At 55.3% G+C, this 9,121-nt stretch carries 13 protein-coding genes; 2 read left to right on the top strand and 11 right to left on the bottom strand.

Annotated elements, in window-relative coordinates; all coding sequences use genetic code 11:
* The 3 genes from R3196_RS06335 to R3196_RS06325 form a co-directional block, all read right to left on the bottom strand.
* Window positions 1-156, bottom strand: a 156-nt coding sequence (locus tag R3196_RS06335) for a DUF1328 domain-containing protein (RefSeq protein WP_318935887.1), incomplete at its 3' end; no start/stop codon positions are given.
* 78 nt (window positions 157-234) lie between these two features.
* Window positions 235-681: a YaiI/YqxD family protein gene (locus R3196_RS06330; protein WP_318935883.1), complete on the bottom strand. Its 447-nt coding sequence runs from the start codon at window positions 679-681 to the stop codon at window positions 235-237.
* Window positions 682-1,224 (bottom strand): DUF924 family protein, encoded by a 543-nt coding sequence (locus R3196_RS06325; protein ID WP_318935882.1) that lies wholly within the window; start codon window positions 1,222-1,224, stop codon window positions 682-684.
* 58 nt (window positions 1,225-1,282) lie between these two features.
* Between R3196_RS06325 and yjjG the strand changes: the two genes are divergently transcribed.
* Together yjjG and R3196_RS06315 are read left to right on the top strand one after the other, a co-directional pair.
* Entirely contained in the window at window positions 1,283-1,978 is a 696-nt protein-coding gene (gene yjjG, locus R3196_RS06320; RefSeq protein WP_413242906.1) for a pyrimidine 5'-nucleotidase, read from the top strand.
* 2 nt (window positions 1,979-1,980) lie between these two features.
* Window positions 1,981-2,688, top strand: a complete 708-nt coding sequence (locus tag R3196_RS06315) for an SGNH/GDSL hydrolase family protein (RefSeq protein ID WP_318935881.1) — start codon at window positions 1,981-1,983, stop codon at window positions 2,686-2,688.
* Here R3196_RS06315 and R3196_RS06310 read toward each other — a convergent pair.
* The 8 genes from R3196_RS06310 to R3196_RS06275 all read right to left on the bottom strand — a co-directional run bounded on the left by R3196_RS06310 (window position 2,663) and on the right by R3196_RS06275 (window position 9,115).
* Window positions 2,663-3,334, bottom strand: coding sequence for a gamma-glutamyl-gamma-aminobutyrate hydrolase family protein (locus tag R3196_RS06310; protein ID WP_318935880.1), 672 nt, complete (start codon window positions 3,332-3,334; stop codon window positions 2,663-2,665). The genes R3196_RS06315 and R3196_RS06310 overlap by 26 nt on opposite strands.
* Window positions 3,316-4,311 carry an amidoligase family protein gene (locus tag R3196_RS06305; RefSeq protein WP_318935879.1) on the bottom strand — a complete coding sequence of 332 codons (996 nt, stop codon included), beginning with the start codon at window positions 4,309-4,311 and terminating at the stop codon, window positions 3,316-3,318. The genes R3196_RS06310 and R3196_RS06305 overlap by 19 nt, the downstream gene beginning before the upstream one ends.
* 93 nt (window positions 4,312-4,404) lie before the next feature.
* A complete protein-coding gene (locus tag R3196_RS06300) occupies window positions 4,405-5,232 on the bottom strand; it encodes a MipA/OmpV family protein (RefSeq protein ID WP_318935878.1) in 828 nt (275 codons plus the stop codon).
* Between the two features lie 128 nt (window positions 5,233-5,360).
* A complete protein-coding gene (locus R3196_RS06295) occupies window positions 5,361-6,542 on the bottom strand; it encodes an NAD(P)/FAD-dependent oxidoreductase (protein WP_318935877.1) in 1,182 nt (393 codons plus the stop codon).
* Window positions 6,539-7,024, bottom strand: coding sequence for a peroxiredoxin (locus R3196_RS06290; protein ID WP_318935876.1), 486 nt, complete (start codon window positions 7,022-7,024; stop codon window positions 6,539-6,541). Before R3196_RS06290 ends, R3196_RS06295 begins: the two co-directional genes overlap by 4 nt.
* Entirely contained in the window at window positions 7,024-7,800 is a 777-nt protein-coding gene (locus R3196_RS06285; protein WP_318935875.1) for a class I SAM-dependent methyltransferase, read from the bottom strand. The genes R3196_RS06290 and R3196_RS06285 overlap by 1 nt, the downstream gene beginning before the upstream one ends.
* Complete coding sequence (locus R3196_RS06280; RefSeq protein WP_318935873.1) at window positions 7,800-8,246, bottom strand: GNAT family N-acetyltransferase; 447 nt, start codon at window positions 8,244-8,246, stop codon at window positions 7,800-7,802. Before R3196_RS06280 ends, R3196_RS06285 begins: the two co-directional genes overlap by 1 nt.
* On the bottom strand, window positions 8,243-9,115 hold the full coding sequence (locus R3196_RS06275; RefSeq protein ID WP_318935872.1) for a Dam family site-specific DNA-(adenine-N6)-methyltransferase: 873 nt from the start codon (window positions 9,113-9,115) through the stop codon (window positions 8,243-8,245). Before R3196_RS06275 ends, R3196_RS06280 begins: the two co-directional genes overlap by 4 nt.
* Between the last annotated feature and the right edge of the window lie 6 nt (window positions 9,116-9,121).

Below are 9,121 nucleotides of genomic sequence, written 5' to 3'. Positions count from 1 at the left end.
TCTCAAAGCGCCGGCAACCAGAGAAATTACGAGTAGAATAAGGAATATATAGAAGATTATTTTGGCAATCTCAGCGGCCGCTCCGGCAATACCACCAAAACCCAGCACTGCCGCAATAAGTGCGACAATCAAAAAAATTAACGCCCAACGTAACATAGTGTGCTCCTTATTGAGTTGCGTCTCTCTAAGCAAATACCATAAACAGTTATTTTGCAAATTTATCAATAAGAGCAGCTACTTGGCACGGGCGAGGATGCGGTCCAGGTGATTGGCAAAAGCCATGCGATCGCGCTGACTTAAAGGCGCCGGGCCGCCGCTCTGGATGCCGCTGCTGCGTAGGGTATCCATGAAATCACGAATGTTCAGGCGGCCACGGATATTGTCGCTGGTAAATAGTTCACCGCGCGGGCTGAGTGCCTGCCCCCCTTTCTCAATGACTTCAGCAGCGAGGGGGATATCGCTGGTAATCACCAGATCGCCGGGTTCGGTACGCTTGACGATCTCATCGTCGGCAACATCGAAGCCGGAGCTGACCTGCAAAGTGCTAATGACTTTTGACGGCGGCACCCGCAATGGCTGGTTGGCGACCAGAATTAGCGGAATACCCTTACGTTCTGCGGCCCGGTACAAAATATCTTTGACGACGCTGGGGCAAGCATCGGCGTCCACCCATATCTTCATTTAAAACCCTGAGTCTGGTTGTTTAAGGAACTGGCGTTCAGCCGGTGTCGACTCACGGCCCAGCGTTTCGTTGCGGTGGGGGTAGCGGCCGAAGCGCTCAATTATAGCCTGATGTTTCAGCGCAAAGCGGTAATTTTCATCAATGCCATTGTCGCGGTACAGTTCCGCCGCCTGTTGCTGAATCAGCCGCGACTCACTATGCATAAAGGGCAGGTACAGAAAACTACGTTGCACCGGGCTTAACAGCACGTGCGCGCCAACCCGGATGGCCTCCTGGGCTAGCACCAGCGCGACCCTGTCCTGCATAAAAGCTTCAGGCTTGCCGCGGTAGATATTGCGCGAGAACTGATCAAGCACGATGATTTCCGCCAGCCGGCCTTCCGCTTCATCGCGCCAGTGGGCGAGCTCACCGGCAGCTGCTTGATCCAGGCAGGGGGCAAAGCGTTTGGCAATTTGCTGATCAAGCTTGTCATCTTTTGCCCACCACTGGTCGGGCTGTAGCTCATGAAACCAGAACTGGAGTACTTCGGCTGGCGCAGGCATTGGAAGTTTCCCCTTGTTGCTGTAGCAGATAGTTAATAAGCTAGCGGAATAACTTCCCATGGGCAAAAAAATGATTGGTAACTACGACTGGCTGCTATTCGATGCCGATGACACCCTGTTTCACTTCGATGCCTTCGCGGGCTTGCAACGGATGTTCCGTGGCTACAATGTGGATTTCGCTGAGGCCGATTATGATGCCTACCAAGCCGTTAATAAGCCGCTGTGGGTGGATTATCAGGACGGTCTGATCACGGCGCAGCAACTTCAGGTCAAGCGGTTTTCGTCCTGGGGCAAGCGGCTGAATACCACTGCCGGCGAACTGAACAGCGCCTTTCTGGCGGCAATGGCGGAAATTTGTGAGCCCTTGCCGGGTGCCCGGGAGCTGCTCACCGATCTGCGGGGCCAGGTTCAGCTAGGCATCATTACCAACGGCTTTACCGAACTGCAGGAGATCAGACTAAAACGCACCGGGCTACATGGGCATTTTGATTTACTGGTGATATCCGATGAAGTGGGTGTGGCCAAGCCCGATATTGCCATCTTCGAACATGCGTTTGCGCAAATGACCCATCCTGAGCGCAATCGCATTCTGATGGTTGGTGATAATCCGCATTCAGATATTCAGGGTGGGATTAACGCCGGCATTCATACCTGTTGGTTAAACCATCAAGGCGCGTCCCGCCCCGAGGGTATTGACCCCCATTATGAAGTGGCGTCGTTAAGTGAGTTACACCGTTTGTTGATGGAAACCTGATCATGCTGCCCAGCCTGTTAGCTGTCCCTTTGGCGCCCTGGCTCATCAGTCAGGGGCGGCGTGTGCGGCGCGAGACGCCACGGCTGGCAGAGCCGGCCGGTCCCCGGACGGGGAAAGCGGGATCGGGTCCGCCGCTGCGATTACTGATTACCGGCGATTCAGCGGCCGCCGGGGTGGGCACAGACTGCATTGAGGAGGCCCTTACCGGACAGTTGCTGGGTAATTTGCAGCAGCACTTCTCGGTTCAGTGGCAGCTGCTGGCGCAATCCGGGTTGAGCTGCGCTGAACTGTTGGCCTGGCTGCACGTGCAAAAGCCAGCGGCCTTTGACGCGGCGGTGGTTTCTGTTGGTGTGAACGATGTGACCGGCAATACCGGCGTCGGGCGCTGGCGACGTAATCTTATTGCCCTGTGCCGGTTGCTGGAGCAGCACTACGGTGTCAGACAAATTATCCTCACCGCGGTGCCGCCGATGGATAAGTTTCCGGCATTACCACAACCGTTACGCTGGTTTTTGGGTGGCAAGGCCCGCCAGCTAAACGCCGTGATGGCGTCGGTGGCGCAGAATAATCCGCTGGTCGAGCAGCTTAAATTTGAGCTGCCGTTCGCCCCCGAGTACATGGCAGCCGACGGCTTTCACCCCTCCGCGGCAGCCTGCAGCCTCTGGGGTACTGCCGCGGCAACAGCTATTGCGGACAGTTTTTCGGACTAATCAGCCAGCGGAACAGCCTGAGCTGCGCGGGGATATAAAACAGATACTCCGGATGCCACTGCACGCCAATCACCCGCGGATGTTCCAGCCGTTCAACGGCCTGAGTAATATCATCAAGGTCATGAGCCACCACGCGGATACCCTTGCCGGCATCTTTAATTGCCTGGTGATGAAGGCTGTTGACCCGCAATTTGGTCTTTTTACAGACTTCAGCCAGCCAGGAGTCGGGCTCGACAAACACCTGTTTAGTAGGCATCACGCCCGGACGGTTATAGGTTTTCTTACGCAAGAAGCGGATGTCGTTATGCAGGTTGCCGCCCAGCACCACATTGATCAGCTGTGCGCCTCGGCAAATGCCCAGTAAAGGAATTTCCTCATCAAAAGCATACTGGATCCATTCCATTTCCAGCTCGTCGCGCTCCGGGTCGGTTTTTACCTTAGCTTCAACATCGCCGCCATAATGCTCCGGGCCAATGTCACTGCCACCGCCTATGATGATTGCCTGCAGCGGCTTGCCTGAAGCTTGATGCCGCACACTAATACGCTCGGCTTTGGCGCCGACCAGCCATAATGCGATACGTGTACTCCACCAACTTGGCGACCAGCGTCGCCCGTCCCCGGTAACCCCTACTCTTGGTCTAGCCATGTATTAATTTCTTCCACCCAACGGTTGCGGCTCACGCCAATTAGCGGACGCTTCGCACTGATGAATTTTTCGCACAGCTCGGTGCGCTTGTCGTGATCGTATGCCAGCTTTTCAACCTGCCACCAGATATTCCACTCACGTGCCAGTGACCAGTCTGGGTCATCGATCCGGCAATCGGGCAAGCGGTAATGAAAGGTCGGCCGCGATTTGATTTTCTTATCCTCGACCGCCGCACGAACACGCTCTTTGTTGATCTCGCACAACAACGGTAACATATCTAAAGCACGGTTCCGGCTCGGATTGAATTCGAGGTAGTCATCCATCAGCTGATCCATATCCGGCTTATCCTGCTTGAGGATCTCAAGAACGTATTCTTCCGGATAGAGATCAATAAAGGGGCTTAGTTTACGGGTATTGTTGACATGATGGGCTTCCACCAACCACCACTGCAACAGGCTGTATGCCTGCAGGTAGGCATGCAGGGTAGGCGCGTCCAGCTTGGGAATTTCCGGGTTGATGTGAGTGCCATAAGCCGCAATCATCGACTCCGAGGTACCCTTGGCGTCGCTTTGCTGCAGCGCCCGAATCAAGGGATCCAGCTGCTGTAACTGATCGAACTCAATCGGCGGGCAGACAATTTCTATCGGTACCAGCCAGGCAGCGGCTTTACTCAGGTGATTGATCCAGCTGTCCTCAGACAGGCCATCGGCTTCCCCGCCTTCTTCTTTGGCTTTGCGCTTCAGGTAGTCCCAGTCGAGCTCGACCTTAAATTCACCCAGACTGCTCTTGATGGTGCGAGCCGCCGCGGTTTCATCGACAGTTTCGCCGTCCAGAACGTCCCGCACTAAACGCTCGGTATCCTCCAGCGAAATACCGGAGAATTCGAGCTCAATGCCAATCGTTCTCTGCTTACCTCCAGCGTTGTTCACTTCCGGTGGCTGCTTGTATTCAGTCTCAGCTCGCTGGTTTCGCGCCACACCTGCTCCTTATTCGTTCCTGAATGACTGAGTACGACAATGTTTCGCAGTACTTACAATACCTTAAGCTTAGGCCAGAACGTGCAACTTTGCCTAAAATATATAAACGAATCCGATGCCGACTTCGGCCTCATAGTTACTACGAGCGATTGGGCTATCCCGAACCTCACTACTGTAATATTCAAAAAGTGCTTCGCCGAAAATTTGCCAGTTCTCATTGATGTAATGGCGATAATTGTAATCAATACCGAGTGAGCGCAATCCACCACTCAGCGTGGTTTCATCTAAGCCGGATGCAGCGGCCTGGGCTGCGGTTATGCCGAAACCTCTGTTGGCGTATTCACTGTCGTGAAAAACCGCAACGAGATTAACCTCGGAGCCGGTGCCGTCGATTTGGTCACCGAAGCGGTGCCCCACTCCAAACAAACCAAGGTTTCCGTCACCACCGGTGACAACCCGACCAACTAGCCAATTGCGCCAGTTGGCATCGAAAGCACGACGCCCTTGCAGCACAAGTTCAACGCTCTCATCCTGATCGCCGAGGCCATCCAGATGACCGTCGTCGGAATCACTTTCTTCACGACCCTCATCAAAGGCTACGGTGGCCTCAAATAGCCAGGTATCAGAACGAAGGCCGCGCCACCCAAGCGCCTCACCGGCAAAGAAGAAAACATCATCCCCGCTACGCCATTGTACTGCACCAGCAGGCTGGGGTTCGAAACCGAATTCATCCGACCCTTCATAAGCCGTTTCGTATTCAATACCCAAGCCCAGCCCGAAGCCCCAGCCGTCATTACCTTTAGAGAAGTCTTGCACTGAGGGCAAAGGCACGAAAGCTGTTTTTTGTTCTTGTGCCAATGCTGCTTGAAAGGCAAGGGCCGAGAAGAATACCGGAAACAGTAAACCTGTAAACTTTTTCATGTGACGTCCTCTCTGATATGTATTTGTACAGACCAACTTGTCAGCGTGTACGTGAGGAGTTTGTGAACAGATTACGCGCTAAGGCGAGCTCTCCTAGTATAGACTGCCCATTATGAATTTGCTTAATATCAGGCGTCCTGGCCGGCGGCGTAGGCCGAACTCCAGGCCCACTGGAAATTGTAGCCGCCGAGCCAGCCGGTTACATCCAGCACTTCGCCGATAAAATAGAGGCCGGGCTGGAGTTTGCTTTGCATGGTTTTGGAGCTGACCTGGTCGGTGTCGACGCCGCCCAGGGTGACCTCGGCGGTGCGATAGCCTTCGGTGCCGTTGGGTCGGATGGTCCAGCTGTTGATGGTAGTGGCGACTTGTTGCAGCAGCGCGTTGCTACAGTCGGCCAGGTTGTGATCAGGCCACTGGTACTGGTCGCTGAAGGCCTGGACCAGACGTTTGGGTAGCCACTGCTGCAGCAAAGTACGCAGTAACGCACGGGGGCGCTGCTGGCGTAATGTGGTCAGTTCAGCAAAGAGATCGGTGCCCGGCAGCAGGTCCATTTGTACCGGTTCGCCCGGCAGCCAGTAAGACGAAATCTGTAGTACCGACGGCCCACTCAGACCGCGATGAGTAAACAGCATGGCTTCTTTGAAGCTGGCGCGCTGATTGCTCGCGGCGCTGTCCACCGCCAGTCCGGATAGCTCAGCATAGCGCTCTTTATCGGCATCGTGCAGGGTAAAGGGGACCAGGCCCGCCCGCACCGGCAGCACCCGGTGGCCAAATTGTTCGGCCAGCTGATAGCCCAGCGGCGTGGCGCCGAGCTTGGGCATGGACAAGCCGCCACAGGCAACCACCAGTTTTGCGGCGCTGATATCGCCCTGGTCGGTTTCTATTTTATAACCGGTTGAGGTTGAACTGACCTCCTTGATATGGGTTCGCAACTGTACCCGGGCGCCATGCTTCGAGCATTCGCTCATCAGCATCGCGACGATCTGTTTAGCCGATTCATCGCAGAACAACTGACCCAGGGTTTTCTCGTGGTAGGCAATACCATGGCGCTCAACCAGGGCGATAAAATCCCACTGGGTGTAGCGACTTAAAGCGGATTTACAGAAATGCGGATTAGCCGAGATGAAATTCTCGGGGCTGGTATACATATTGGTAAAATTACAGCGCCCGCCGCCGGAGATCAGGATCTTTTTACCCGCCTGTTTGGCGTGATCCAGCACCAGCACCGAACGGCCGCGAGCCGCCGCGATGGCTGCACAATGCAGACCGGCGGCGCCGGCGCCAATCACTACTACGTCGTACTGACTCACTTCTTCTGTATAGCCTCTAACACATGCTCGGCACGGCTGACGCCAAAGGTGCCGTCTTCTTCAACAAAAAGGTCGGTCACGCAGCCATTGTGGATAATCATGGCGTAGCGTTTTGCGCGCTTGCCGCCAAAACTGCCGGTATCTTTAGTCAGGCCTATTTTTTCGTGGAAGGAGCCATCGCCGTCGGCGAGCATACGGACCTTGTCGCCAACGTTATTATCTTTGCCCCAGGCGTCCATCACAAAGCAGTCATTTACCGACACGCAGACCACGCTCTTCACACCGGCGTCACGGAAGTCCGAGGCTTTTTCGACGAACTCCGGCAGGTGCTTCTCTGAACAGGTGGGGGTAAAAGCGCCTGGCACGCCGAACAGCACGTGCGTGCCCTCACTGAAGATCAGCTCGGGATCGTACTTATCAATACCAGCTTCGCCACGTTCAGTCAGGGTGGCAGAAGGAATCGAATCGTTTTTCTCAATCATCAGGATACTCCGGAATAATCGGTGAAATAGATGTCAAATCGGTGCTTTTTGCCGGTAATCTGACTCTCGGGTTTACGACCGGCGAGGAAATCAGCGTGCTGTGGCCGTTTGACTACCACCCGCTTGCGGGCAACTGCCAGCGCCGGATCCAGTAACGAGTCGGCATCGCTGTCAGAGCCGACCAGTTGCTGGAACATCTGCATATCTTTCTTAACCGCAGCACGTTGTTTTCTGTCGCCTTTCGGATACATAGGATCAAGATAGACCACATCGACGGGATCAGCGAGCCATTGCCGCGGCTGCAGGCTGTCGGTGCCGGCAAAATACAGGCGGCGGGCGAGCTCTGGCGCGACAGCTTCAAGCCGCTTCAGTGCATCGGTCAGTAAGGCTGCGACCACCGGGTTCCGCTCATTCAGCGCCACCCGGGCACCGAGCTGCGCCAGTACCAGGGCATCGCGGCCCAGTCCGGCAGTGGCGTCGAGAATATGAGGTTCGGGGTTACGGGCAAAACCGCAGGCCCTGGCAATGGCCTCATGCTTACGCGACGCATGGGCCGCTCGGAAGGCGGTCTTGCCTTCAACGAAGTCGATGCGCAGGGGCAGCATCTTCGGGTACTCGGTCCAGCGCAGCGCCAGGCCTTCGGTATCGAGTTCAAGTACGAACTTTGGCAGGGTTGTATCGGGCTTTTGCTCTAGCCAGTCCAGTTGCCAGCGCGTGGCAATATCGCGGGCCGTTTGCTGTAGTTCTGGCGTCGCGGCGATTACAGGCACTTGCACTAAGGCTGCCGCTCCATATCAATATGGGGGATACCGTCTTCCAGATACTCAGCACCAATTTCGGTAAAGCCGAAGCTTTGGTAAAACTCCCGCAGGTACACCTGAGCGCCAAGCTGAATCGGGCCATCAGGTGCTTCGCGCTGACACCACTTGATGGCTTCTGTCATTAAATCGCGGCCCAGGCCCTGGCGGCGCGCACTACGCGCGGTGACCACCCGGCCAATACGACTCCAGGGGTTGGTTTCGCTGGGCTTAAACAGCCGCGCGGAGGCCACCAGCTGGTTGTTATCGTCATAGCGGAACAGATGCCAGGCCTGCGGATCGCTGCCGTCGGCATCCAGATACGGGCAGTCCTGTTCCACCACAAATACGTCCTGGCGCAGTTGCAGCAGGTCGTATAATTCGGTGGTGGTTAATTCCGAAAAGTGCTTAATCTGCCAGATCATAGGCCGACCTTCCGTAATTGTTGCTTAAGATTGATAACGTTAGCCCCCTTCGGTTCGGGGCTATACAACGCCAGCAGTTCGGCGACTTTACCGCGCTTAGCGCCATTCTGGCTGATAAAACGCGCAACCTGAAGGCTCTGTAATGAGGCATCTTCATACAGTAGGCGGGTGAGGTCGGTATCATGGTTACTGATCAGCACCGGAATACCCCGTTTGTGCGCTGCATGGGCGGCCCGCCGGGCCAGCTCGTGCTGATGCTCGAGGTTAAAGCCACCGGTGGCGTAACTGGTAAAGCTGGCGGTGGTAGTCAGCGGCGCATAGGGCGGGTCACAATAAATGACATCACCCTGGCGGGCGCGGCGGAATACTTTCTCAAAGCTCAGGCAGGTGAAAGTCGCACGCTTGGCTTTGGCGGCGAAGAATTCAATTTCAGCTTCAGGAAAATAGGGGCGCAGATAGCGGCCAAAGGGCACGTTAAACTGGCCTGAGCTGTTGTAACGGCACAAACCGTTGTAGCCATGCCGGTTCAGGTACAGGAACAATAGCGCGCGTTCGTAAATGTCGCGGCTGTCGTTAAACCGGCGGCGCATGGCATAGTAGGCCGCGGCTGAGTTACAGGCCGGCGCAAAGAGCTTTTTCGCGTCGGTGATAAAGCGCTGGGGGCGCTTTTTAACGGTCTTGAACAGATTGATCAGATCCGGATTTACATCATTAAGCAGATAAGCGTCGTAATCCGAGTTCAGAAATACGGAACCGGCACCCACGAAGGGTTCAATGAGCTTATTCCCCTCTGGCAACAAAGCGGTAATTGGCTCGATCAGATTGTATTTTCCGCCCGCCCATTTCAGAAAGGCCCGGTTTTTTTGCATGATGTT

The organism is Pseudidiomarina sp. (assembly GCF_033722695.1).
Taxonomy (GTDB): Bacteria; Pseudomonadota; Gammaproteobacteria; order Enterobacterales; family Alteromonadaceae; genus Pseudidiomarina.
The sequence above is the reverse complement of the archived record's forward strand: the minus strand, read 5'-3'. Positions and strand labels throughout refer to the sequence as shown.